The sequence below is a fragment of the Pseudomonadota bacterium genome (assembly GCA_039196715.1).
Classification (GTDB): domain Bacteria; phylum Pseudomonadota; class Gammaproteobacteria; order CALCKW01; family CALCKW01; genus CALCKW01.
On sequence record JBCCUP010000007.1, the window covers coordinates 49,197 to 74,866 of the forward strand.

Genomic DNA, 25,670 nt, shown 5'->3' on the forward strand with positions numbered 1-25,670 from the left:
CTGTTGAGTCAGCGTCAGGCGGCTTCAGACCGAATGGCGTTTTGCGAAAGGGCAGGGGGATCGAGGATCAACGCGACGGAGCCGTCGTTCATGATCGTGGCACCGGCAAAACCGGGGACCGAATGGAAGTTCTCCTCGAGTGCCTTGATCACCACCTGTTGCTGTCCGACCACGTGGTCGATCACCAACCCCAACATCTCACCGAGCGACTCGACGATCACCACGAGCTTGTTCTTGTGCGTGGTGGTGGGCGGCAGGTTGAATTTTTTCTGCAGGTTGATCAAGGGCAGGTAGTCGCCCCGGAACTTCACAACCTCTTCGCCACCGGGCAACCGCTTGACCTCGTCGTCGCTGAGTTCGAGCGTCTCGACGATGCTGAGGATCGGCAACACGTAGATCTGGTCGGACACGCGGACAAGTTGGCCGTCGAGGATCGCGAGCGTCAGCGGCAGGTGGATGGTGACCACCGTGCCCTCGCCAGGGTTGGAGGCGATGGTGACGTGCCCGCCGAGGTCGGCGATGTTGCGTTTCACCACGTCCATGCCGACACCGCGACCGGAGACGTCGCTCACGGCAGCCGCGGTCGAGAAGCCGGGCGCGAAGATCAGCATGTCGATCTGCTCGTCCGTGAGCTCGTCGGTTTCGGCGACGATGCCGCGCTCGAGTGCCTTGCGGTACACCACGTCGCGGTTGATGCCGCGGCCGTCGTCGCCGATGGAGATCACCACGTTGCCACCCTGGTGACGGGCTTCGAGGGTCAGTGTGCCGGTCGGGTCCTTGCCTGCGTCCTTGCGGTCCTCGGGCGACTCCAGACCGTGGTCGAGTGAGTTGCGAACAAGGTGCACCAACGGGTCCATGATGCCTTCAAGCACGGTCTTGTCGAGCTCGGTGTTGGCACCGTTGATCTGCAGGTCGACCGCCTTGTTCAGTTTCTTGGACAGGTCGCGGATCAGGCGCGGCAAGCGGTTGAAGCCGTACGACACCGGCAGCATGCGCACGCGCATCACGCTCTCCTGCAGCTCGCGGATGTTGCGCTCCTGCTGCGCAAACTGCTCGGCGAGCTGCTCGTAGTCGTCGACGCTGGGTTCGCTGGTGATGCGGCGGAGCATGGACTGCGTGATCACGAGCTCGCCGACCATGTTCATGATCTGATCGATTTTCTCGGTTGCGATGCGAATCGTCTGCGATTCGGCGTTGGCTTTTTGTGCCGGCTTGTCCTGCTCCTTCTTCTTCGCGGGTTCGGGCTTGGCAGCGGCCTCGGGCTTGGCCGCCGCGGCGGTGGGCTCAGGCGTCGGTTCGGGTGAGGCCTCCGCTTGCGGCGGTTCGGCCTCGGCCTGTGTGCGGTCCTCCACGGTGACCGTGCAATCGAGGGACGCCCACTCAAAGATCTGTTCGATGTCGTCGGCAGTCGCGGTCGACTCGAGCTCGACCTCCCACTTGAGGTAGCACAGGGTCGGTTCCTCGAGCGGCCAGCTCGGGATCTCGTCGGTCAGCAGGGTGACCTTGGCCTCACCGAGGCGCAGCAGTTCCTTGAGCAGGAACAGCGGCTCGTTGCCGCGCTGCATGATCTCGGCTTTCGGCGCAAATTCGACGAACCAGCTGCGCATCGCGGGCTCCGCGCTGCTTTCTGCGTCGGCGTCGGGCTTGGCCTCGGCGCCGCCGCCACCGCCGTTGATTTGTTCGACTCGGTGTTCGAGTTGGGCCTTGAGCCGCTCGAAGTTCTCCGACGTGCTGCCCTCGCCGTCGCCCTGCAGCAGGTCGTTCAGGCAGTCTTGCGCGTTGAGCAGGATATCGACGTCTTCGTCGTTGACGGCGAGCTTGCCGTCGCGCATGAAGTCGAGCAGGGTCTCCATGTGGTGTGTGAGCTCGGCGAGCGCCGTGAACCCGAGCGTGGCGCCACCGCCCTTGATCGAGTGGGCTGCGCGGAACACCTCGTTGACCAGGTCCGGGTCGTCTTCGCCGTTGCCCATCCGGAGCAGCCCGTTCTCCAAGAGTTCGAGGTTCTCACGGCACTCGTCAAGAAAAATGCTCTTGAGGTTTTCAAGATCCAGATCGTCCACGAAAATTCCTTCCTGTTGAACGAGAGGGCGCTGACGTCAACCCTGTTTAGCGATTGCAGCCCCACGGCACTTGGCGTCCTGCCAACCGCCATGTGTGGGCCTGCTCTTACCCGAAATCTAGCGACCGAAACGCGGTGCGATTGAGCGTGCGAGCGGGCTGTGATCGATTCCTGAACCGGTGAACACAGCGACGTGCTGCGGTGACGGTCTCGGCGGACGCGTCAACGGATTTCCGGCACTGACACGGCTGCTGCGGACGCTGAAACGCGCCCCGTGTCCGGGCTGGACCCGGCCTTGCAGTCGCGGGGGAATCCGCTGTGGTGCTGACGGCTCGTGACACAGAATCGGTGCGGGTGGCAACCCCACTCGGCAAGAAAGTTGATGCTTCCCTGACAGGCCCAACACCCTTGTCGTGCCGCTTTGCAGTCGCTCTCCATCCCAACCGGCCCCGTCGTGACAGAACGCCTCGCGTTTGATGAGGTGGTTGCGCTCGCCGACCGCACCCTGCGGGTACCCGCTGTCCTCAACGCAGTGTTCAACCGGTCGGCTGCAGACGATTGCGAGCTGGACGAGCTCATCGCCTTGCTCGGCGCCGACCCGGTGTTTGCAGCGCAGGTGCTCAGGCTCGCCAACTGCCCCCTCTACTACCGCGGCAGCACGCTGACCGCCATCGACCAGGCGGTGGTGCGTCTGGGCCGCCGCGTGATCCACGACATGGCGGCAGCGCTGATCTGTGTGAACGCAGTCGAGAAAATGCCCTCCGACACGGTGCGCATGGCGGACTTCCTTTTCCAGTCATTGCACGCCGCGCACACCGCCGCGAATCTCTCAGACCACGGCATCTGCGAGCCGTCGCCGGCTTACACGGCCGCGCTGTTTTCGGGCATCGGCACCATGGTGCTCGTGCACGCTCGCCCCGCGGACATGCGGGCGGTGCTGAACTGGAGTCTGGAAGTGGACGTGCCGTTGTCGGACACCGTCGACACCGCCTTCGGTTTCGGGCTGTACGATCTCAGCGCCGCGATTGGCCGGCTGTGGGAGCTGCCGGAGCCGGTCGTGGAGGCGATGACCCACGCGGGTGACCGCGACGGTGCCACGGGCCGTGGCGGTGTCGCCGAGTGTGTCAACGCTGCGACGCGGCTGGTTGAAGCCTGCGGGGGTGAGTCGGTTGCCGAGGACGTGATCCCGTTGATCCTGGACATCCTCGCTGGCAGCACGTTGAGCCGCATCCAGTCGGACGATGTGATCACCGAACTCGATGCCGCCAAGCAGAGCGCACACGCGGTGTTGCGGGGCTTGATGTGAGGCGGGGAGAGGGCAGCCACGCCGTGTGCCTGGCTGCGGGTGAGAGCGTTGCGGCGCCCGCACCTTGCCGGTCTGCCGACTGAGACAGGCTGCCGTGCGATTCAGGTTGCGGAGATGAAGTGCACCAGGCCCGAGCCGTAACGGCCCACGTCGATGGTGTAGGTGGTGCTCTTGCTGTCACTCAACTCTGCGTAGGACGGATCGTTCGCCGGCTTGACCTCCGTCAGGCGCAGGTGGTCCGTGTCGTCGTCCATGTACAACGCCGAGAAAATGTTCATTACCTCGTAGAGGTTGGCGGTAGCAGCCTCGGTCAGCTCCTTCTCCGCGACCATGTCCTCGGCTGCGCCCGGTGGCACCATCGACAGCGCGGCACCCAGCGCAGCGGCCACCGGCAAGTCACACAGCGCGTAGGCGACTGTTTCATCCTGGCGGTTCACGAACACCGCGAAGTGGCTGGCGCCGGCGAGGTCCAGCGACCCTTCTTCCTTGGCGCTGACGCCGTTGCCCACGATCATGTCGAGCGTTTCGTTGAGGCGCGGGGAGGCGGGCAGGTTGTAATTCGGCATGGTCCGTTATCCAAATACAGGGCGGAGCGCTTTCTCGAACGACTCCACGTTGAAAGGCTTACTGATGAGAAACTGTGCACCCGCCTCGCGGGCAATCTCGCGCATCTCGGCAGTCGATTCGGTGGTGATGAAACCGAATTTCGTTGTCACGCCCGATTCGCGTACCTTCTTGAGAAACTCGAGGCCGTTCATCACGGGCATGTTCCAGTCCGACAAAATGAGATCGGGTTTCGCCGATTCCACCTTCTCGAAAGCAATTTGGCCGTTCTCTGCCTCCGTGATATCGAGGCCATCAAAACCGGCTTGTTTCAGAGTTCGCTTGATCAGCATCCTCATAGAGGTGCTGTCGTCAACTACAAGCACTAACACGTCGAGTCTCCATGACAAACATGAGTTACGTGTCGGCAAGAATCCGGCCGTCTTTAGGGTGTGAACGTGCACCACGTCGATGCCACCAGCGTGCAGACGTCTACGCGTCATGTGAATTCAATGGCTTGATGCAGGCGCGCTGAATCGGGACGCCAGGACAGTGAGTCGCCAGAGGCGAGATTACCTAAAGGACAGGTGCGTGGTGGACGCTACACGCCACTGTACTTGTGACATTTCAGGGAATGAGACTCTCGCCATGAAGATGAATATGCGCAGGCTGTTGATGGTGTCGATGTTGGGAGCGGGATTGCTTCCGCTGCTGGCGACAACCGCCTTTATCAAGAGCGAAACACGGTCCGAAATCACACGGCAGTCGTTCAGCAGCCTCGAGGGCATGCTGGCGGGGCGCGCTGCGCACCTCAAGGCCTTGTTCGAGAAAGTGACCGACCACGCCGTGGTGCTGGCGGACGACGGCACCGTCATGAACGCAACCGCGCTGCTCACGCAGCAGTGGGACGGTTTTGCCAACCCTGACCAGTACAGTGACGCCGAGTTTGCCGAGATGCAGACCGAGCTGCAGAAGTACTACACCGAGCAGTTCGCGGCCGAGTACGAGACGCGCAACGGCGAGGCGACACAGCTCAGCATTCCCGAAGACCCGCAGACGGTCATTGCGCAATACCAGTTCATTGCCAACAACCCGAACCCGCTCGGCGAAAAGCACCTGATGGGCAAACCGAACATCAGCGGCTACTTTGCGAACTCGCATGCCTTCATCCACGGCAAGTTGGCGGACTTTCTCGACCGCTTCGGCTACTACGATATTTTCATCGTCGAGCCCGAGAACGGCCGGGTGGTTTACTCGGTTTACAAGGAGCTCGACTACGCAACCAAGCTCTTCAACGGGCCCTACCGCGACACCGGACTCGCCGAGGCGGCGCGTCGCGCATTGACCTTGCAACAGGGTGAGGTGGCCTGGACCGACTTCGGCACCTATTACCCGTCCTACGACGCGCCCGCCATGTTTGTCGGCTCCCCGATTTACAACCCCGCCAAGAAGTTGATCGGTGCGCTGGTCTTTCAGATGCCGGTCGAGCCGATCAACGCGATCCTCGCCGCACCGACCGGTCTCGGCGAAGGTGGCCGGATCCTCGCGGTGGGCCCGGACAACCTGATGCGTTCCCAGGACCGCCTGGTCGAGGACAACACCATCATTGCGAGCAAGTTGAAGTCCGACGGCGTCGACCTTGCGATCGACGGCAACGAGGGTTCGTTCATCGAAGAGGTCGACGGCGAATCGGCGCTGCTGGCTTACATGCCGGCCTCGGTGCCGCAGTTGGATTGGGCGCTGCTGGCAAAGATGCCGTATGCGGAGGCGTTTGCCGTCATGGACCGGTTGCTCTACGAAACCGTCGCGGCCATGGTACTTGCTGCCCTGTTCGTTGGTTTCTGGGCCTTCATGATCGGCCGCGTGATCTACCAACGCCTCGGTGGCGATCCAGTGGAGATCCTGAGCTTTGCCCAGGCGCTCAGCGCCGGGGACCTGCGCTCGCGGCCGCAGGACCAGGACCGTATCGGGGCCTATTCCGAGCTCGTCGCGATGCGCGAGAAGATGAGCGACATCATCAGCGACGCCAAGTCGATCACGGTTGACGTCAACCAGGGCATGGGCAGCTTGCGCGAAGGCAACCGCGGGCTCTCGTCCCGCACCGAACAGCAGGCTGCAAACCTCGAGCAGACTGCAGCCAGTACCGAGGAAATCACCAGCGCAGTGCGGCAGAACGCCGAGAACGCCAAGGCGGCGAACGAGTTGGCGATGTCGACGCGCGAGCGTGCCAGCGCGGGTGGCAAGATCGCCGAACGTGCGGTCGGTGCCATGCACGAGATCAGCAAGTCGAGCGAGCAGATCGCCGCGATCATCGGCGTGATCGACGAGATCGCCTTCCAGACCAACCTGCTCGCGCTCAACGCGGCCGTCGAGGCGGCCCGTGCGGGCGAGCAGGGCCGCGGCTTCGCGGTGGTCGCGAGCGAGGTGCGCCAACTCGCGGGCCGCAGTGCCTCGGCCGCACGCGAGATCAAGGACCTGATCGAGAGCAGCGTCGCGAAAGTCAAGGACGGCACCGACCTCGTTGAAACCTCGGGCAAGGAATTGACCGACATCGTCGACCTCGTTGCCGAGCTCACCAGCGTCATGGGACAGATCACGCAGGCCAGTGAAGAACAGGCGCTCGGCATCGATCAGATCAACGACGCGCTGATCCACATGGACTCCAGTACCCAGCAGAACGCGGCGCTGGTCGAACAGGCCGCCGTGACCGCGGAATCCATGAACGGCAAGGCCGGCGAGCTCAAGGAGACGGTGGATTTCTTCAAGGTTGACCAGCGTCACAACGTGATTCGGGCCAAAGCCAACGCCCGCAGCTTTGCGGGTAGCTCGGGCTCGAAGGTGGTCGGAGCGGGCAGCGTCCCGTTGGCCGTGAGCGGCGGCGTCGAATCCAGCGAAGCCAAGCCGGTGGCGGCCGTGCCTGCCAAGTTGCCGGCGCCCGCGACGGCAAAGCCGCGGGGCGGGGACGACGACCTGGGCGACGCCGCCGAGGATGCGGTCTGGGAGCAGTTCTAGCGCGCAACCCGCCGGGACGCAGACAAGAAGGGGCCAAACCGGCCCCTTTTTTGTGCGTGTCAGACGCCGGCGATCGAGAGCAGCGAGTCTCGTGCTGAGCTGATGTGGTCGCGCATCCGACGTGTGGCGGTATCGGGGTCGCGCTTGCGAATCGCGTTGACGATCGCTCGGTGCTGGATGTTGTAGGTGCGGATCTGTTCGGGGTTCAGGGTCAGGGTCAACACCTGGGACCAGCCCTGTTGGGTGCGCGCCTCGGAGAGAAAGCGCGTCATCCACGAGAACAAGCGGTTACCCGCGATCTCGGCGAGTGCGAGGTGGAAAGCGCCGTCGACGCGACCGAAGGCCGTGGGGTCGCGCTCGAGTTGCTCCATCGCGCTGAGCATGGTGTCCAGGCGCTGCAGGTCCTCGTCGTTCGCGTGCAGCACCGCGAGGCGGCAGATGTGCGGCTCCATGGCGATGCGTGCCTCGACCATCTCCATCGGGCGCAGCGTGGAGATCAGCTCCATGGAGTCCTGGTTCTTGCGAAACACCACGTAGGTGCCGCTGCCTTGGCGCCGTTCGACGTAACCGGCCGTTTCGAGGTCGCGCAGTCCCTCGCGCAGGGTGCCGCGCGCCACACCGAACTGGTCGGACAGCGAGCGCTCTGCCGGCAGGCGCTCACCGACAGCGAATTCGCCGGCGTCGATACGGTCGCGCAGGGCGAGATAGACGTCGGTCTTGGTCGAGATGGTTTTGCGGCTCGCGCTGGTGTCCATGGTCGTGGCCCGTCGGCGTGTCGGCGCACTATAGCCCAAAACTGTACCAAACAAGAGAAACTGGTTGCGATTGGACTATCTGGTTATTTACTCTCCGGTCGGAGCCTTGCACCATAGTGCAGGCTGCGAGACCGGCATTCCCAAGGCGGTCAGTGCGGTGCGGTTCGGCCCACTCCCCCGTTGATAGCGTGTTCTGCCGGCGAGTCTTTTTCGATTTCCACGCAGGAGAGTCTACATGGCGACTGATTTGGAAGGCTTTGTCTCGGCAGATGGCCGCGACGAATTGGTTCGTGAGGTCCGGGCGAAGATCGATGCCCTGGGCATCGAGTACCTGTATCTGCAGTTTGTTTCCGTCACCGGGCGCATTTGCGGCAAGGGCATTCCGGCGGACCACTGGGAGTCAGTGGCCCAGAAAGGTTTCCAATTGGTCTACGGTGCAACCGTCAACCTGTTCACCAACCGAGGCGGCGACTACCTCGGCTACGGCCCCGAAGCCGCCGAGCTCGTCGGCATCCCCGAACCCGAGACCTTCTGTCAGCTGCCCTGGGACAAGCGCGTCGCGCGACTCTACTGCACGCTGTTCCGCAACCGTGAGGAGAAGGAGAACCCGGGCGGTTTCCTGACGTCCGACTGCCGCGGCAACCTGCGTCGTATCCACGACCAGTTCCAGGCGGACCACAACGGCCTGGCGCTGCGCTGCGGCACCGAGCCCGAGATGATGTGGCTCAAAAAGGGCGAGGACGGCAAGCCGAACGGTGGCTTCTCGAACCCGTTCTGCTACCACATCGATCAGTTCGAGAGCCTGCGCCCGGTCTACATGAAGGTCATGGAGTACGCGCGCTTCATGGGCCTCGACATGATCCAGGGCGACCACGAGGACGCACCCGGCCAGCTCGAGCTCAACTGGCAGTTCGACGACGTGCTGCGCAACGCCGACCGGCTGACCACCTACCGACAGATCTGTGCCCAGGTGGCGCGCGAGTTCAACCTGATCGCGTGTTTCATGACCAAGCCCTTCATGGGTGTCTCGGCGTCGGGCTGTCACCACAACATCTCGCTCTGGTTCGGCGGCGAGGACCGACTGCACAAGACCGGCAACGACCCGGACAACCTGCCGGGCATGGCCAACAACTACCTGTACCGGCACGGTGGCGACAACACGTTCATGCCGGACACCGATGACCCGCAGATGCCGGGCAAGCTCGGGCTGCAGGCCATCGGCGGTATCGTGGCCCACCTCGGCGCGTTGACGTCGATCGGTTCGTCCACGGTCAACTCCTACCGGCGTCTCTGGGACACCGGCTTCTGGGCGCCGATCTTCGCCGACTGGGGTTTTCAGAACCGCACCACCGGCTTGCGTGTATCGGCACCGGGTCGCTTCGAGTACCGGTCGGTCGATTCGATGGTCAACCCGTACCTCATGGGCGCAGGCATCCTCAAGGCGTGCGATGACGGGCTTGTCAATCAACTCGACCCGGGTCAGCCTGAAGAGCGCAACATCTACGAGGCGATGGAAGCCGGCAAGGACGTCAAGAAGCTGCCGATGAGCCTCGGCGATGCGCTTCAGGAGCTGCGCAACGACCCGGTGATTCAGTCGGCGATGCCGGGTGAAATGTTCCGTTTGTACGACGAGTACAAGCAGGACGAGTGGGAGCGCTTCATGCACACCGTGACCGATTGGGACCAGGAAACCTACATGGATTGCCTGCCTTGATCCGCCGGGCCGCCGGGTTCGGCGGCCCCCCGAATGCAGCCAACAGACGCCACCCGCGGCGTGGGTGGCACACGTGCGGCTTGTCTGGACCGACCGGCCGCGCGCCAACGAGGAAAGAGTATGTGTGGGATTGCTGGCCTCATCCACCGAGGCAAAAGCTCCAACGTCGGTGGGGAGATGACCTCCATGTTGCAGGCGTTGAAGCACCGCGGACCGGACTCGACCGGCTTTGCGGTGTACGGGGAATCGACCCCGGGCGACTACGTGATGCGGTTCAAGGTGGCCGAGGCCGAAGACATGGCGTCGGGCTACGAGATCAGCGGCCTGATCGCCGACCGCATCGCGCAGGTCGAAGGGCGCTTGGCCGAGCACGGTGCGAGCATCAAGTCGCGCGAGACCGCCACGCCCTACGCGATGCGCTATGTCATTTCCCACTCCGGTGACACCGAGGCGCTGGCGCGCTACATCGAGGACGTCGACGGCGCGGAGATCCTGTCGCTCGGCAACTCGCTCGAGCTGATCAAGGACCTCGGCGACGCGACGGTCGTCTCGGATCAATACAAGCTTGGCGATTTTGCGGGTACCCACAGCATCGGGCACACCCGCATGGCGACCGAATCGGACGTCGACATCCGTTCGGCACACCCGTACTGGGCGTTTCCGTACAACGACGTCTCGGTGGTGCACAACGGGCAGATCACCAACTACTGGCTCAAGCGCCGTGAGATGGAGCGCAAGGGCCACCGGTTCATGTCCAACTGCGACAGCGAACTGCTCGCGGTCTACACGGCGGACAACCTGGCCAACGGTGTCAGCCTGGAAGACAGCCTGCGCACGTCGATCGAGGAAATCGACGGGGTGTTCACCTACCTCGTGGCGACCTCGGATGCGCTCGGCATGGCCAAGGACACCATGGCGGCCAAGCCGCTGGTGCTGTACGAGTCAGACGACATGATCGCGATGGCGTCCGAGGAGGTGGCAATCCGCGCCATTCTGCCTCAGGAAATCGACACCTACGACCCCTACGACGAGGAGGTGCGGGTATGGCAGGCATGAACGAGACGGAACTGCGCGCCCTGAGCCAGGAAGAGCGCGCCGAAGCGCTGGGCATGATGTCCGAGCAACTGACCGGGCGTTCGATGCAGGCGTTTTTCGAGCCCGCGGAGGACGAGAATTTTCTCTACCCCTGGGCGCCGGTGGTCGACACGGCGAAGCGGGCCGAGATCGACGCTGACGGGCTGAGTGCAACCGAGGTCAATCTCAAGATTCGCGAGCTGATGCAGGACGGCGTCGGCACGGTCCGGATCACCAACCCACGCGGCATGCACAGCCTCGGGGTTGGCATCCTGAGCAAGCTCAACCTCGAGTTCGAAGGCTCGCTTGGCTACTTCGCCGTCGGTTTGATCGACGGGCCGAACGTGCGGATCACGGGCCGGGTCGGCTGGTCCTGTGGCGAGAACATGATGGCCGGCACCGTGGTCATCGAGAAAAACGCCGGTTCCACCTTTGGCGCGGCCATCCGCGGCGGCGACCTCGTCTGCCGCGGCTCGGTCGGCTCGCGCACGGGCATAGATCAGAAGGGCGGCACCATCATCGTCGGTGGTGACACCGGGGCACTCACCGGTTTCATGATGCAGCGCGGCCGCATGGTGTTCTGTGGCAACGCCGGCAAGAACCTCGGTGACTCCATGTACGACGGCACGATTTTCGTCGGCGGCACGATTCAAAGCCTCGGCGTGGACGCGGTTGAGGAGCCGCTGACGGACCTCGACAAGGCGTGGTTGACCCGCAAGTTGGGTCAGTACGATCTGTTGCCCGGCGAGGGTGTGGAGCACTTCAAGAAGATTGTCGCCGGTCGTCAGTTGTGGAACTACGACAACCTCGAACCGAGCGAAAAGAAACTCATTCTCTAGGGAGAACACACTGTGGAATCACCCGAGTACTACGAAGATTCGGATGCGCCGGAAATCACGCGGGCGAAAGAGCGGGCGCCGAAGGCCAAGCTCGAGCGCGATGTCAACCGCCTCGGCGAGAGCTTTGTTTTTCCGCCGCGCGTCATAGACGACATCCACATCAAGTCCGAACTGGGCCGGTACCGCATGCGCGGTTTCTCCCTGTTCAAGAAGATCCCGCACTGGGACGACCTGACTTTCCTGCCCGGCACGCTCACGCGGTTCGTGATCGAGGGCTACCGCGAGAAGTGCCTGACCAAGACCGTGATCGGGCCGCGCGCGAAGCGCCCGCTGGAGCTCGACATCCCGATCTACATTACCGGCATGAGCTTCGGCGCGCTGAGCTTTGAAGCCAAGACCGCGCTTGCTCGCGGTGCCAGCATGGCCGGCACCGCGACCTGTTCGGGCGAGGGCGGCATGATCCCCGACGAGCGGCGTTATTCGACCAAGTGGTTCTACCAGTGCATCCAGTCGCGCTACGGCTTCAACCCGAACCACCTCGTGCTGGCCGACGGCTGCGAGTTCTTCATCGGCCAAGGGTGCAAGGTCGGTCTTGGCGGGCACCTGATGGGGCAAAAAGTCACCGATCAGGTGGCCGAGATGCGGTCCTTGCCCGCAGGCATCGACCAGCGCTCGCCTGCGCGGCACCCCGACTGGCTCGGGCCTGACGACCTCGCGCTGAAGATCCAGGAGATCCGTGAGGCAACGGACTGGCAAATCCCGATACAGCTCAAGCTCGGTGCGGCGCGGGTCTACGACGACGTGCGCATGGCCGCCAAATGCGACCCGGATTCGATCTACATCGACGGCATGGAGGGCGGCACCGGTGCCGGCCCGCACCTCGCCACCGAAGACACGGGTGTGCCTGGCATGGCGGCGATCCGCCAGGCGCGCAAGGCGATCGACGACATCGGCAAGCGCGGTGAGATCTCGCTGGTCTACGCCGGTGGCATCCGCAACGGTGCCGACGTCGCCAAGGCGATTGCGCTCGGTGCTGACGCCATTGCCATCGGCCACTCGGCGATGATGGCCTTGAACTGCAACAAGGACATCCCCGAGGCCAACTTCCAGGAAGAGATGGGCGTGGAGCCCGGCTACTGTTACCACTGCCATTCGGGCCGCTGCCCGGTCGGCGTGGCGACGCAGGACCCGACTCTGCGCAAGCGCCTCAACCCGGACGAGGCTGCGGAGCGGGTGTACAACTTCCTGCACACGCTCACCATCGAGGCGCAGCTGTTCGCGCGGGCGTGCGGCAAGACCAACATCCATTCGCTCGAGCCTGAAGACCTCGCGGCACTGACCATGGAGGCGTCGGCCATTGCGGGCGTGCCCCTGGCCGGCACCAACCACACCGTGGGTGTCGAGGACTACCACCACCTTTAATCGACCGGCGAGGCCCGCCCGGGCCTCGTTCTGGCGGAGACAGCAATGGCTGGAACAAGTTACAAGGGCTCGGAAATCACCGACGTCGACCAGTTCATCAAGGGCGATGGTCTCGAGAGTGCGCGCGAGCAGGAGATCGGCCAACACATCGGTTACCGGTACGATGTCAACCTCGTGCCGGACTACGACCGGCTGACACCTTTCCTCGCGAAGTACATGGAGGTCATGGGTTGGGACGACCTGAACTGGCTCGAAGACGTGCACATGGGCTACGAGGACGGCCACCCGGCGGTGTTCGACCGGAACATCAACGGCTGGGTCAGGGTGCCGGACAAGATCAATCTGCCCGACAACCAACAGGACAGAGACATGATCGCGCGTGAACTCCTGATCAAGTTCCAGATGTCCGAACGCCACCCGCTCACGCAGCTTCGTCTGGCCTACACCAAGTTTTGAGTGTTCCCGTGACGCGTGTAGCGTGCTTGCAAGTCGCGCCGCAGCCGACCTTCGAGTCGGCGACCCAGGCGGCGCTGGCGCGGTTCGAAGAGGCGGTCGGCCAGGGTGCCGAGGCGCTTTTCCTGCCCGAGTACGCGGCGGGGTTCCGGGTGGATGCGGGGCGCTTCGCACCGCCGTCGGCCGAGGAGGGCACCAACCCCTACGTCGCTGCGATGCGAAGCGCAGCGCGTGAACACGGTGTGTGGGCGCACGCCGGGTCATTCGCGACGCCGGCACCGTCCGGCAAGGTCCGCAACCGCTCCGTGGTGATCGACCCGGAGGGTGAGATCGTCGCGCGGTACGACAAGGTCCACCTGTTTGATATCCAGTTGTCCGAACGCGAGGTGTACCGCGAATCGGATGTCGTCGCCGCCGGTGACGCGGCCTGCGTGGTCGACGCGGGCTGGTGCACGCTCGGGTGTTCAATCTGCTATGACGTGCGCTTTCCGGGCCTGTACGAGGCGATGGCGGTTGACGGCGCTACGGTGATGGCGATCCCGGCGGCCTTCACGCGTGCCACCGGTGCCGTGCACTGGCACGCGCTGTGTCGCGCCCGTGCGATCGAGAACGGTGCCTGGGTGATCGCAGCGTGTTCGGTCGGCGACATCGACGGGGGGGGCGGGTGCTACGGTCACTCGCTGATCATCGACCCGTGGGGAACAATCGTCGCTGATGGCGGCGACTCGCCAGGTGTGATCACCGCTGACATCGATATGGCGGCCGCGGTCGAAGCGCGAAACCGTATTCCGAGGCTCACACACGTTCGGCCGTTCCGGGTACAGCACCACAAGACGGGGTCGGTGGTATGACCCTGACGAAGGTGCACGACCGTGACCCCGCGCAGCGGGCGCCTTCTGCGCTCGGCTTCCTGCGCTGGCAGTGCCGCGTGCGCCAGATGCGCATGCGCGACCACGGCGGCAAACCGGACGACAGCATGATGCCGGTGTTGTCGGTGCGCGCGGACGACGGCTCACTCGACGCCCTGGGTCAGGTGATGACGGTGTTGAACCGCTTGCCTGAGCACTCGATGGTGCCGGAGATGCAACACATCAGCCGCAAAACCTTCGACCCCGCCAAACGCCGGGAAGATGCGCTGCGGTTGCTGTGTTCGACCTACTACCAGAAGGCCCAACAGTTTTCCGACATGGTCACAGCGAGCTTCGGGCCGGAGTCGGAGGGGGCCGTGCGCATCCAGCGTGCCCGCTTCGTCACGCTGACGTTCGACAAGTACGCGCAGCGGGTCGATCTGCGTTGCAAGGTCTGGCGACTCACGCAGCGCAACTACTACTGGCAGGCGACCTACTGGCACAACGGGCTGTTCAACCCCGGTGCGCCCTCGGACGCCATCGTGCTCGGCTTCGAGCCGGATTGGTCGAGCAGTGTCGCGGAGCCACCGTTCCATGTTTAACGTCACGTTGCGTGTGTGCCCGGTGTACACGCGTCGCGTACACAACCCCGGTGGGTGCACGTCCCGTGTACACGCCGGACCCGAGCGGGTTGCAAGATCAGCCCCTCAACCATCCCCGGAGGAAAGAGAATGAAACTCAGACCACTGATGCTTGCCGCCGCGCTGACGGCGTCGCCCATGGCCATGCAGGCCATGGAGTCATCTGACCCGATCATCATCCCGACCCACAACTGGTCCAGCCAGATCGTGATGAGCCACGTCGTCGGCCAGATCTACGAGTCGATGGGGTACAACGTCGAGTTCGTGTCCACCGACAGCCAGGCTGTTTACGAGTCGGTGCGCCTCGGTGACGTGACGCTGGAGCTGGAAGTCTGGGAGGGCGCCTTCGGTGTGTCCTTCAACGAGGCGCTGGCCAAGGGCGGCATCGAAGACGCCGGTGACCACAACGCGGTGACCCGTGAGGACTGGTGGTACCCGATGTGGACCAAGGACCACTGCCCGGGTCTGCCGTCGTGGGAAGCGTTGAACGCGTGTGCGGAGAAGTTCGCGACACCGGAAACCGGTGACAAGGGCCGTTTCCTCGGCGGGCCGGTCGACTGGCTCAAGCACGATGCTGAGCGCGTCGAAGCCCTCGGCATGAACTTTGTCGTGGTGAACGCCGGTTCGGCATCCGCACTTTGGGCCGAGGTCGCTGCGGCCGAGAAGCGCAACGCGCCGGTCGTGATCTTCAACTGGACGCCGAACTTCGTTGAAGCTGTGTGGCCGGGTGAGTTCGTCGAGTTCCCGACCTACTTCGAAGGCTGCAAGGAAGACCCGTCGCTCGGGCCCAACCCCAACGCGACCTACGATTGCGGCAACCCGCCCAACGGCTACCTGAAGAAGGCGGCCTGGAGCGGCATGGCGGAGAAGTGGCCTAAAGCGCGTGCCGTGCTTGGTAAAATTGACTTCACCAACCCGCAGATCGCCGAGATGGCGAAGCTCGTTGACGTCGACGAAATGGAGCCTGAAGACGCGGCTACCGCGTGGCTTGAAGCCAACGAAGACACCTGGAAGTCCTGGACGGAGTGATGCTCTGCCAGACGGGCTGATCCACCGGCGTGCGTGCGCGGTGCCACTGGCGACCGCGCGGGTGTGCCTCGGCCCGGGCCTGTGCGCCGTGCGCACGTCGACTCCGGCGTGGCACGGCGATAGGCTGGTGTCGCGGACCGGCTCGTCGGCCACCCGCGATGCACGCGAATGACACCGCCTGAAGCGCCGCCCGAGGGGCCCTGAACATGTCTGAAACCGTGATTTCCTGCAGCAATGTCTGGAAGCTTTACGGGCCCCAGCCAGCTGCCTACCTCGCGAGCCTTGACGGCGGCGACCCGGGGTTCGAGGTGGTTCGGGACAACGGCTACATCTCGGCGGTGCGGAACGTCTCAGTCGACATTCAGAAAGGTGAGATGCTCGTCATCATGGGCCTTTCCGGGTCGGGCAAGTCCACCCTGGTGCGGTGTTTATCGCGGCTTGTCGACATCACCGGCGGGCACATCGAGGTCGAGGGTGCGGACCTCATGGCGCTGAGTGAATCCGAGCTGATCGACCTGCGCCGAAACGCGATGGGTATGGTGTTCCAGAGCTTCGGCCTGTTGCCCCACCGAACCGTGCTGGACAACGTCGCCTTCCCGCTCGAAATGCGCGGGCAGGACAGGCACGCGCGCCGTGCACGCGCGCTCGAGGTGATCGAGCTGGTGGGCCTGCAGGGCCGCGAGGACTATTTCCCCCGCGAGCTCTCGGGCGGCCAACAGCAGCGCGTTGGTATCGCGCGCAGCCTGGCCATCGAACCCGATATCTGGTTTCTCGACGAACCCTTTTCCGCGCTCGATCCGCTGATCCGGCGTGAAATGCAGGACGAGTTCCTGCGCCTGCAGGACATGCTCGGCAAGACGATCGTGTTTATCACCCACGACTTCGACGAAGCGCTGCGTCTGGCCGACCGCATCGCAATCATGAAGGACGGGGCGATCGAGCAGATCGACAAGCCGGGCAACATCGTCATGAACCCGGCCACCGAATACGTGGCCAAGTTCACTGAAGACATCGACAAGGCCCGCGTGGTGCACGCCGGCGATCTGATGCGCAGCGTGGCCGACGGTCCGGTGCCTGACGGCGACGGCATCGCCGCGTCAGCGACGGTGCACGCGCTCGCGCGTCGGCTGGTCGACGACCCGCGCGCCGAGTTGCCGGTGGTCGACGCGTCCGGCACCTGTGTCGGGGTGATGCAGCGCGAGGACGCGCTGAACGTGTTGCTCGGGGCGCGCTGATGACCGCGCCGGTCGAGCCGTCTCCGCCCGATCGATCGCAGCCGAACCGGGTGTGGTGGGGTATTGCCGCGCTGGCGCTCGCGCTGGTGCTGGCGAAACCGCTCGCGCCGGACTGGCTGATCCGCCCGCCAGAGTGGCTGGTGTGGCCCTTCGCCGACTGGATCAACGCCGTGTTCGCCTTCGTGCGCGACGACCTCGGCTTGATCCACGTGACCCGCGCCTTTGCCGACGGCGTCCAGTGGTTGCTCGACGTCACGGCAAACCTGCTGTACGGCAAACGGCGCTGGCCGCGCCTTGAGGATCCGATCCCGTGGACGGTGGTCGCGGCAACGGCCTTCATGGTCGGCTACGCGCTGCGGGGGTGGGCACTCGGCCTGTTGAGCGGCGGCACCTTTGTCTGGATTGCGCTGCTCGGCCAGTGGAAGTGGGCGATGGAGACCTTGTCTGTGATCATCGTCGCCGCACCCATCGCGGTGTTGTTCGGCCTCGTGCTCGGCGTTCTGGCCTGGCGCAGCCGGCGGTTCGAGACCGTGCTGAACCCGATCCTCAACGTCACTCAATCGCTGCCGCACTTCGCGTACATGATTCCCGTCGTGGTGTTCATCGGCGTCGGCCCAAAGGCCGGCGCGATCGTGACCATCATATTCGCCATGCCGCCGATGATCCGGATGACCCTGCTCGGGTTGAAAAAAGTGCCGCCCGAGATTGTCGAGAGCGGGCACATGTGCGGTGCGACCCGGTGGCAGTTGCTGCGGCATGTGCGGATTCCGTCGGCGCGCACTGACATCCTCGTCGGCGTGAACCAGGTGATCATGCAGAGCCTCGCGATGGTTGTCCTCGCGAGTTTCATCGGCATGCCGGGGCTCGGCCAGAAACTCCTGCAACTGCTGCAGGCGTTGAAAATGGGTCGGTCGGTCGAGATTGGCATCACCATCGTGCTGTTGGCCGTGGTGCTTGACCGGTGCTCGAAAGCCTGGGCCGAACGGCAACCCGTGCATTTCGAAAAGGGCACCCCCTGGGCGGCGCGCAACACGTTCGTGCTTGTCTGGGCGGGACTCGTCGCAGCGTGCTGGGTGCTGGCGGAGTTCTGGCCGTTGGCGCAGGAAGTCAAGCGCACGCAGGCGTTCACCATCTCAAAGCAGCTGGACCTCGTGCTCGACGGTTTCATTCGCCTCGTTGACCCAGTCACGCTGGCCATCCGCGCCTTCCTGATCAAGGATGTCCTGATCCCCATGCGGGACGCCTACCTCTGGCTTCCGTTCACCGCGGTGATTGCCTTTGTTGCAGCCATGGGATGGCGCATCGGCGGCCGCGCCAGCGCTGTGTTGGTGTCGGCCTTTGTCGTTTTCATCGCGATGAGTGGTTGGTGGGACCGTGCCATGATCACCGCCTACATGGTGAGCTTCGCGGTACTGCTGGCCGCACTGCTCGGGTTGCCGCTCGGCATGTGGGCCGCCGGCAACGAACGACGCGCCGCGGTTGGCCTGTTGATATGCGACACCGCACAAACCTTTCCGAGTTTCATCTACCTGATTCCGGTGGTGATGCTGTTCGGGGTCAACGATGTCGCCGCGATCGGGGCCGTGGTGGTGTTTGCGATGGTGCCGCTGGCGCGCTACACCATCGAGGGCTTGCGCGGTGTGCCCGACACCCTGATCGAAGCGGCAGACATGTCTGGCGCGAACAAACGGCAAACACTGTGGAAGGTACGCTTGCCGATGGCGCTGCCGACCATGATGGTTGGCATCAATCAGAGCATCATGTTTTCGCTCTTCATGGTCATCATCGCCGCGTTCATTGGCACTCAGGATCTCGGCCAGGAGATGCAGCGTGCGTTGTCGTCCACCGACGTTGGCAAGGGCCTGGTGTTGGGCCTCTGCGTGGCGTTCATGGGCCTGGCGGCGGACCACTTGGCCATGCGCTGGGCGGCCGACAAGCGGCGTGCCCTGGGCCTGGAGTGAGGTAGGTCATGCGACTGGAACAACCGCGAGAACACAGCGGCGTCCGCGAGCCCGGGCTGCTGGTGTTGCCGACCGGGGTGGAGCGCCACCCGGTACCCGGTGGTGGAACCCGTGCGGTGCAGCTCGAAGCCGGTGATGTGATCACGCTGGTCGACACCGAGGGTTTGCAGCCGATTGAATTCAGCTTCTTCAGTCCGGATGGGCGCTCCGACATCGGCATGCTGGGCGCCGCCAGTGCAGGCGTGCCGAACGGGATTCAGCGGGCGCTGGCTGCTGGCGACGCCAGCGGCGCACGGGTGCGACGAGCGCTCGAACGGGCGGGTTTCGACCTGGCCAACGCCGACGCCGCGCGGGTGTTTGGCGAAGGCTCGCGGGCCGGTGACGTTGCCGAGTTCACGGCGGGTTGCGATGGCCTGTTGATCGTGTGCGCGGTGGGGGATGCCATGTTGCCACACGAGCAAACCCCCCCGACCGACGTCGTGCTCTACGTCACTCGCAGTCGCGTGCGACAGTACAAGGGCGGGGAGGATGGCGAACCCCTGACGGCGCCGACGCCACTGGCCGATCCGTTGCACGATGCGAACATTCAGCCTGGCCAGGCGCACGCCTACGAAGTGCGTGCGGGTCAGTACTTCCAGATACTCGATGTGCAGGGGCGTGAGTGCTCTGATTTCCAGGCCTTCGCCCTGCGGGACCTCGACCGCGGGCTCGAACGTGAGATCGACCCGACGGCCACGCGGTCTTTCAGCGGCCTGGGGTACCCCGCGCCGGGCTTGTACTCAAAGTACTGGACAGTCGATCAGACCCAACTCGTCGAGCTCGTCGCTGACACCTGCGGCCGACACGACACCTTCGGCCTGGCGTGCACGTCGCGCTACTACGACGACCTCGGGTACCCGGGGCACATCAACTGCACCGACAACATGAACCGCGAGTTGGCTGCCTGGCAGATCCGACCGCGCGGGGGCTGGCCGGCGATCAATTTTTTCTTCAACACGATGCTCGACGACGCCAACGCGCTCGGCATGGACGACCCCTGGTCACGACCAGGCGAATACGTGTTGCTGCGGGCGGTGACCGATCTGCTGTGCGTTTCCACTGCGTGTCCGTGCGACATCGATCCGGCGAACGGCTGGAACCCCACGGATATTCAGGTGCGGGTGTACAGCAAGAACGAGGACTTCAAACGCTCGATCGCTTTCAGAAAGAGCGCAGAGGCAGATATGGAAGAGACCCGCGAGACCGGTTTTCACGCGAGCTTTGCCGCGTACACGCGTGACTTCACCGAATACAACGGCTTTTGGCTGGCCAACCAGATGTCCAACGCCGGTGCGATCGCGGAGTACTGGGCCTGCCGCGAGAAAGCGGTTGTGATGGACCTGTCTCCGCTTCGCAAATACGAAGTGACTGGCCCGGATGCCGAGGCATTAATGCAACTGTGTGTCACCCGTAACATGAAAAAGCTGAGCGTTGGCCAAGTCGTTTACACAGCCATGTGTTACGAGCACGGTGGCATGATCGATGACGGCACGGTGTTTCGCCTCGCGGACACCAACTTCCGTTGGATCGGGGGTTGCGACAGTTCCGGTGAGTGGTTGCGCGAGCAAGCGGCGAAGCACCAGCTCGACGTCTGGGTGCGCAACTCGACGAACCAGTTGGCGAACATTGCCGTGCAAGGTCCGTTGTCGCGGGACATCCTCGCCGAGGTGTTCTGGACGCCGCCTGCGCAATCCACCGTGGAGGAACTCGCGTGGTTCCGCTTCACCATAGCGCGCGTGGGCGACATGCACGGGGTGCCCGTGGTGGTGAGCCGCACGGGGTACACCGGCGAGTTGGGATACGAGGTGTTCTGCCATCCGCGCGACGCGGCGGCCGTGTTCGAGGCGATTCGCAAGGTCGGTGAGCCCCGTGGCATGCTGCCCTGCGGCCTCGCGGCGCTCGATATGCTGCGCATCGAAGCGGGGCTGATCTTCGCCAACTACGAGTTTTCGGACCAGACCGATCCGTTTGAAGCGGGTATCGGGTTCACGGTGCCGTTGAAATCCAAGGGAGACCCCTTCATCGGTCGCGAGGCTCTCGAGCGACGCAAGACGAACCCGCAAAAGGTGCTTGTCGGTCTGGAGATTGACAGCGGCACGGTGCCTGCCAATGGCGATTGCGTGCGGTTGGGGCGAGCGCAGGTGGGCGAAATCACCTCAGCGATGAGGTCACCGATCCTCGGCAAGACCATCGCCATGGCGCGGGTCGATGTCACGCACGCGGCGCCCGGTACAGCGCTTGAAGTCGGTCAACTCGACGGGTTGCAAAAACGGCTCGGTTGCCGCGTCGTGCGGCTCTCGCACTTCGATCCCGAAAAGCAACGCGTTCGGGGCCACTACACAGCCGAGAGCGCCTGAGTTCTGACACCGGGATGTTGTAACGACGGAATGGTAATACAGGCCAGGGTCATTTTTGCGCAGTCTCAACCGAGACTCGGTGTCATCGTGCCATGCGCCGCGACACGGTGACACAGCCGTGCTGAGCCATGCTTGTATGGTACGTGGTCCAATACTGCACCAAAAAAGGGAAGCGTATTGCCTGTGTTTGGGGGCAGTTGTATTGTTTTGGCGTTGCGGTGCAAACAGCTGAGCAGTTGCGATGCCATGCCTGTCATCCCACCGAAACCGTGAACGTCCCGAGGGACTGCCACTCAGTGAGCGTCGATGGACATAGTGTGTTTTCAACACCACGACGATGAACACGCCGGGTACTTTCGTACCCTGCTGGCGAGAGACGGTCACAAGCTCGACACCGTGATGCTGCACCGCGGCGAACGCATCCCCGAGGTCGCGGCCTTCGACGCCCTGTGGGTGCTCGGCGGGCCGATGGATGTGTGGCAAACCGATCAACACCCTTGGCTGAGGGCCGAAGTCGACGCGATCCAACGTGCCGTTGTTGACCGCGGCATGCCGTACCTCGGGCTGTGCCTCGGCCACCAGTTGCTGGCGCTTGCGTTGGGCGGCAAGGTGGGACCGGGCACGCCCGAAATCGGTGTGCTACCGGTCGAGCTCACGCCCGCTGGGCGCGGCGATGCGTTCACCGCGGGGTCGCCAGCGCACTTTCACGCGCTGCAATGGCACAGCGCCGAGGTGACGGTGGCACCGTCTGGCGTGTCGATTCTCGCCGTGAGCCCGGTTTGCGCGGTGCAGGCGATGCAGTTCGGCAACACCGCGTTTTCCTGCCAGTTCCACCTTGAAGCCGAAGCGGACACCGTCGCAACCTGGGCCGCGGTACCGGCGTACCGTGACGCCTTGCACGCGGCGCTCGGTGCCGACGGTGCAGGGCAGCTGGCCGCGTCGTGCGATGCGCACCTCGCCGACATGAACACCTTGTGCGAGCAGTTGTACGCCAACTGGCTCGCGTGCGCCGAGCGCGCGGTGGCGCGGGCGTGAACCGCCTGATGCGCGGCAGCGATGTGCCAGACCACGCCGTGACGACAGGCGGCGTTTGCGCACACGGCCGATCGCCTTCAGCCACACCGATTCACCCCACTTGGACAGCCGACGTGCTGCCAACATCACCAACAACAACGAGGAGTGCTTAATGGAAGAGGAAATTGCCAAACTCGCGGCGGAGGTCGCGGCCCTGCAGTCGAGCAGCGGGGGGACAAACACCGCGCTCGCAGAGACCTACTACTACCTCTCGATCCCGCTGATGGTGCTCATCCACGTGGGCTTTCTCGCCTACGAAATGGGAGCGTCACGGACCAAGAACGTGTTGGCGTCCGGCATCAAGAACATCCTGGCCTTCGCCTTTCTCGTGCCGACCTTCTTCCTGTTCGGCTTCTGGGTGTACTGGGCCTTCCCGACCGGATTCAGCCTCACGGCGGGCGGCATGGAAATCAGCGGCTCGGAATACGCAGCGTACTTCCTGCCGTGGTCGGAGGGCATGGGCCCGAACACAGCCGACGATTCCAGCGGTGTGTTCTGGGGTGCATTCACGCTGTTTGCTGCGACCACCGCCTCGATAATGTCGGGCGCGGTCATCGAACGGATCAAACTGGTGGGCTTCATCATCCTGGCCATTGTGCTTGGCGCGTTTGCCTGGGTGTTGGCGGCGGCCTGGGGCTGGCATTCCGACGGTTGGCTGGTCACCGAATTCGGCTACCACGACTTCGGCGCGGCCGGTGTGGTGCACATGGTGGCGGGTTTCTTTGCGCTCGGTGTGCTGATCAACCTCGGGCCCCGCATCGGCAAGTTCACCAACGGCCAGGCGAATCACATCGCGGGCCACAGCATGCCGCTGACCCTGATCGGCCTGATGACGATCATCGTCGGCTTCTGGGGCTTCCTGATGGCCTGCGCCATCTTTCCGGGTGAGGCCTGGTCGTGGGATTCGGTGGCGTTCGGCACCATCTACGGCACACCGGTCACGCTGTCTGCGCTCGCCTTCAACATCCTCATGGGCTTCGCGGGCGGCATCATCGGCGCCTGGGTGGTCACGCGCGACCCGTTCTGGATGATGTCAGGCGCGCTCGGCGGCATCATCTCCTGTGCAGCGGGCCTCGACCTCTGGTGGCCGCCAATGGCGTTTGCAATCGGTTTTGTCGGCGCGTGCTTCATGCCGGCGTCGGCGCGCTTCTTCGAGAAGATGGGCCTCGATGACGCGGTTGGCGCGGTCACTGTCCACGGCACGTTGGGCGCCTGGGGCGTGCTGGCGGTTGGCATCTTTGCGTCCGGCTACCCGGCGCTGCCCGGTGAGGGTGTCGCCCTGACGTCGTTGACCGGCCAGATCGTCGGCCTGATCGTCATGTTTGCCTGCGGCTTCATTCCGGGTTACGTGCTCTCGCTGCTGCTCAACATGTTCGGCATGTTGCGCGTGCCTGAACACGCCGAGATCGATGGCCTCGACATCACCAAGGTGCCGGCAGTCGCTTACCCGGAAGGGCCGAGCGCGACGTCTGCCGGCAACAGCTGATTCACGAACAGAAGGAGATAACCCATGGGTTCACCTGTTGAAGCAACCTGGACCGGCTTTGAAGGCGCCATGTACACCGGTGCCGGCTCGGGCATGGAAGGGGTCTGGGCGTTCATCGCGCTCGGGCTGTGCGTGCTTGCGATCGTGCTCGGTGCCGCGCACGAGTCCAGTTCCTACCACAACGGCAAGGGCTGAACGCAGACGGTCTGAGCGCCGTCATCAAAAAAGGGCCTGAACACGCGGTTCAGGCCCTTTTGTTTTTCAGACACCCGGGCGCACCGCGGTGCGCCTGCGAGTCCACTCAGTTTTCGAGGTAACTTTCCATTGAGTCGTCCAGCGCATCCTTCCACGGGGTGTGGTGGAGCGGCGCCACGGTGCCGGTGATCACCGATTTGTAGGCGTTGTTTCGGAAGGTCATGATGTCTTCCTTCTTGTGCTTCTTCCACTGGAAGAACGCTTCGTTTGCGCCGTCGACATCGAAACTCGGGTAGTCGGTGTCGGCAATCAGTTCCTTGACGTAGTCGCCTTGGTAGACGATGCAACCGTAGTCGTCTTCGAGCGCGTCTTCGGCCGCGACACGGTCGACCACGTCCTGTTCACGCGCTGCCGCATCCGGGACCTCGATGCGGTCCATGATGATGTCACGTGCGTACCAGGCCTGTGCATCGAACATGTTGAAGGTGTACCACTGGTCCTGCATGCCGAGGTAGAAGAGTTTCGGGTTCGGGTTGAACACCACGCCCTTGTAGAGATCCGCCGACGCGAGACGGTTGGCGGTCTTGAGGGTGAGCTCAGGGTCCATGAAGGGAAAGTGGTGCAGGTAACCCGTGCAGAGGATGATCGCGTCAACCTCGGCTGTGCTGCCGTCCTTGAAGGCGCAGGTGTTGCCCGAGACCGAGGTCAACAGCGGGACCTCGGTCCAGTTGTCTGGCCATTTGTACCCCATCGGTGCCGTACGGTGACTGACCGTGACAGACTTGCATCCGTACTTCCAGCACTGCGAGCCGATGTCTTCGGCCGAGTAGCTGGTGCCGATGATCAGAAGATCCTTGTTCTTGAACTCGACCGCGTCGCGAAAATCGTGGGCGTGCAACACGCGGCCGTTGAACCGGTCGAGGCCATCGAAATCCGGCACATTGGGCGTGGAGAAATGCCCACTGGCCACGACGACATTGTCGAAGGTCTCGGTGTACTCGTTGTCGTTGACGAGGTCGTGCGCGCGGACGGAGAACCGACCACTGGCGTTGTCGTAGGTGACCTGGCGTACCGGCGTGCGAAAGCGGATCCAGTCGCGCACGTTGGCCTGCTGCACGCGGCCCTGAATGTAGTCAAAGAGGACGGCGCGTGGCGGGTAGCTGGCGATCTGCTTGCCGAAATGCGCCTCGAAGCTGTAGTCGGCAAACTCCAGGCCTTCCTTTGGGCCGTTTGACCACAGGTAGCGGTACATCGAGCCGTGCACCGGCTCACCGTACTCGTCGAGGCCCGTGCGCCAGGTGTAGTTCCAGAGGCCACCCCAGTCCGACTGCTTCTCGAAGCACACAACCTCGGGGATCTCTGCACCGGCTGCCGCGGCGGATTGAAACGCTCTGAGTTGGGCCAAACCGGAGGGTCCGGCGCCAATCACTGCCACTCGTTTGCCCATCTACTCACTCTCCTTCAGGGTTGGTTGGAATGACACACTTGTATCGCAACTTATCGGCATCGTGACACGTAGAGCACGGGTCGCCGTATCGCACAATCGCCTCCTTTTGCAGCGACGCCGCACCGCGCGACGATCGCGGCGCGGCGTCCGCCGGTGTGGCGGCCGTCGGTCGCGCGGTGTA

21 protein-coding genes are annotated in these 25,670 nt (G+C 63.7%); 16 read left to right on the forward strand and 5 right to left on the reverse strand.

Translation table 11 applies throughout. From position 1 onward, the window contains the following. Positions 1-14 precede the first annotated feature (14 nt). Positions 15-2,060: a chemotaxis protein CheA gene (locus AAGA11_04745; protein ID MEM9602146.1), complete on the reverse strand. Its 2,046-nt coding sequence runs from the start codon at positions 2,058-2,060 to the stop codon at positions 15-17. A gap of 453 nt (positions 2,061-2,513) precedes the next feature. Here AAGA11_04745 and AAGA11_04750 point away from each other — a divergent pair, with 453 nt between their 5' ends. Next, the gene (locus AAGA11_04750; GenBank protein ID MEM9602147.1) at positions 2,514-3,365 is read left to right on the forward strand and encodes an HDOD domain-containing protein; all 852 of its coding nucleotides are present in this window, start codon (positions 2,514-2,516) and stop codon (positions 3,363-3,365) included. A gap of 101 nt (positions 3,366-3,466) precedes the next feature. On the opposite strand, the gene AAGA11_04755 is transcribed toward AAGA11_04750, so the two are convergent. After that, a complete protein-coding gene (locus AAGA11_04755; GenBank protein MEM9602148.1) occupies positions 3,467-3,931 on the reverse strand; it encodes a hypothetical protein in 465 nt (154 codons plus the stop codon). A gap of 6 nt (positions 3,932-3,937) precedes the next feature. Beyond that, complete coding sequence (locus tag AAGA11_04760; protein ID MEM9602149.1) at positions 3,938-4,300, reverse strand: response regulator; 363 nt, start codon at positions 4,298-4,300, stop codon at positions 3,938-3,940. 256 nt (positions 4,301-4,556) lie between these two features. Between AAGA11_04760 and AAGA11_04765 the strand changes: the two genes are divergently transcribed. Next, complete coding sequence (locus tag AAGA11_04765; protein MEM9602150.1) at positions 4,557-6,920, forward strand: methyl-accepting chemotaxis protein; 2,364 nt, start codon at positions 4,557-4,559, stop codon at positions 6,918-6,920. Between the two features lie 59 nt (positions 6,921-6,979). Here AAGA11_04765 and AAGA11_04770 read toward each other — a convergent pair whose 3' ends face one another. After that, complete coding sequence (locus tag AAGA11_04770) at positions 6,980-7,675, reverse strand: FadR/GntR family transcriptional regulator (GenBank protein MEM9602151.1); 696 nt, start codon at positions 7,673-7,675, stop codon at positions 6,980-6,982. A gap of 235 nt (positions 7,676-7,910) precedes the next feature. Between AAGA11_04770 and AAGA11_04775 the strand changes: the two genes are divergently transcribed. The 14 genes from AAGA11_04775 to AAGA11_04840 all read left to right on the forward strand — a co-directional run bounded on the left by AAGA11_04775 (position 7,911) and on the right by AAGA11_04840 (position 24,042). Beyond that, the gene (locus tag AAGA11_04775; protein MEM9602152.1) at positions 7,911-9,389 is read left to right on the forward strand and encodes a glutamine synthetase family protein; all 1,479 of its coding nucleotides are present in this window, start codon (positions 7,911-7,913) and stop codon (positions 9,387-9,389) included. 120 nt (positions 9,390-9,509) lie between these two features. After that, entirely contained in the window at positions 9,510-10,445 is a 936-nt protein-coding gene (locus tag AAGA11_04780; protein MEM9602153.1) for a glutamine amidotransferase, read from the forward strand. Further along, entirely contained in the window at positions 10,433-11,302 is an 870-nt protein-coding gene (locus AAGA11_04785; protein MEM9602154.1) for a GXGXG motif-containing protein, read from the forward strand. Before AAGA11_04780 ends, AAGA11_04785 begins: the two co-directional genes overlap by 13 nt. Before the next feature lie 54 nt (positions 11,303-11,356). Beyond that, on the forward strand, positions 11,357-12,724 hold the full coding sequence (locus tag AAGA11_04790) for an FMN-binding glutamate synthase family protein (protein ID MEM9602155.1): 1,368 nt from the start codon (positions 11,357-11,359) through the stop codon (positions 12,722-12,724). Positions 12,725-12,769: 45 nt separating this feature from the next. After that, entirely contained in the window at positions 12,770-13,180 is a 411-nt protein-coding gene (locus tag AAGA11_04795) for a hypothetical protein (GenBank protein MEM9602156.1), read from the forward strand. An 8-nt stretch (positions 13,181-13,188) separates the two neighbouring features. Then, complete coding sequence (locus tag AAGA11_04800) at positions 13,189-14,028, forward strand: carbon-nitrogen hydrolase family protein (protein MEM9602157.1); 840 nt, start codon at positions 13,189-13,191, stop codon at positions 14,026-14,028. Continuing rightward, a complete protein-coding gene (locus tag AAGA11_04805) occupies positions 14,025-14,627 on the forward strand; it encodes a hypothetical protein (GenBank protein MEM9602158.1) in 603 nt (200 codons plus the stop codon). The genes AAGA11_04800 and AAGA11_04805 overlap by 4 nt, the downstream gene beginning before the upstream one ends. A 129-nt stretch (positions 14,628-14,756) precedes the next feature. Further along, a complete protein-coding gene (locus AAGA11_04810) occupies positions 14,757-15,695 on the forward strand; it encodes an ABC transporter substrate-binding protein (GenBank protein MEM9602159.1) in 939 nt (312 codons plus the stop codon). Positions 15,696-15,895: 200 nt separating this feature from the next. Beyond that, the gene (locus AAGA11_04815; protein MEM9602160.1) at positions 15,896-16,930 is read left to right on the forward strand and encodes a betaine/proline/choline family ABC transporter ATP-binding protein; all 1,035 of its coding nucleotides are present in this window, start codon (positions 15,896-15,898) and stop codon (positions 16,928-16,930) included. After that, entirely contained in the window at positions 16,930-18,891 is a 1,962-nt protein-coding gene (locus AAGA11_04820; GenBank protein ID MEM9602161.1) for an ABC transporter permease subunit, read from the forward strand. The genes AAGA11_04815 and AAGA11_04820 overlap by 1 nt, the downstream gene beginning before the upstream one ends. 8 nt (positions 18,892-18,899) lie before the next feature. After that, on the forward strand, positions 18,900-21,287 hold the full coding sequence (locus AAGA11_04825; protein ID MEM9602162.1) for a DUF1989 domain-containing protein: 2,388 nt from the start codon (positions 18,900-18,902) through the stop codon (positions 21,285-21,287). A gap of 306 nt (positions 21,288-21,593) precedes the next feature. Then, on the forward strand, positions 21,594-22,322 hold the full coding sequence (locus AAGA11_04830; GenBank protein ID MEM9602163.1) for a type 1 glutamine amidotransferase: 729 nt from the start codon (positions 21,594-21,596) through the stop codon (positions 22,320-22,322). A 151-nt stretch (positions 22,323-22,473) separates the two neighbouring features. Beyond that, complete coding sequence (locus AAGA11_04835; GenBank protein MEM9602164.1) at positions 22,474-23,847, forward strand: ammonium transporter; 1,374 nt, start codon at positions 22,474-22,476, stop codon at positions 23,845-23,847. Between the two features lie 24 nt (positions 23,848-23,871). Next, entirely contained in the window at positions 23,872-24,042 is a 171-nt protein-coding gene (locus tag AAGA11_04840) for a hypothetical protein (protein MEM9602165.1), read from the forward strand. A 106-nt stretch (positions 24,043-24,148) separates the two neighbouring features. Here AAGA11_04840 and AAGA11_04845 read toward each other — a convergent pair whose 3' ends face one another. Then, positions 24,149-25,489 (reverse strand): NAD(P)/FAD-dependent oxidoreductase, encoded by a 1,341-nt coding sequence (locus AAGA11_04845; protein ID MEM9602166.1) that lies wholly within the window; start codon positions 25,487-25,489, stop codon positions 24,149-24,151. Positions 25,490-25,670 lie beyond the last annotated feature (181 nt).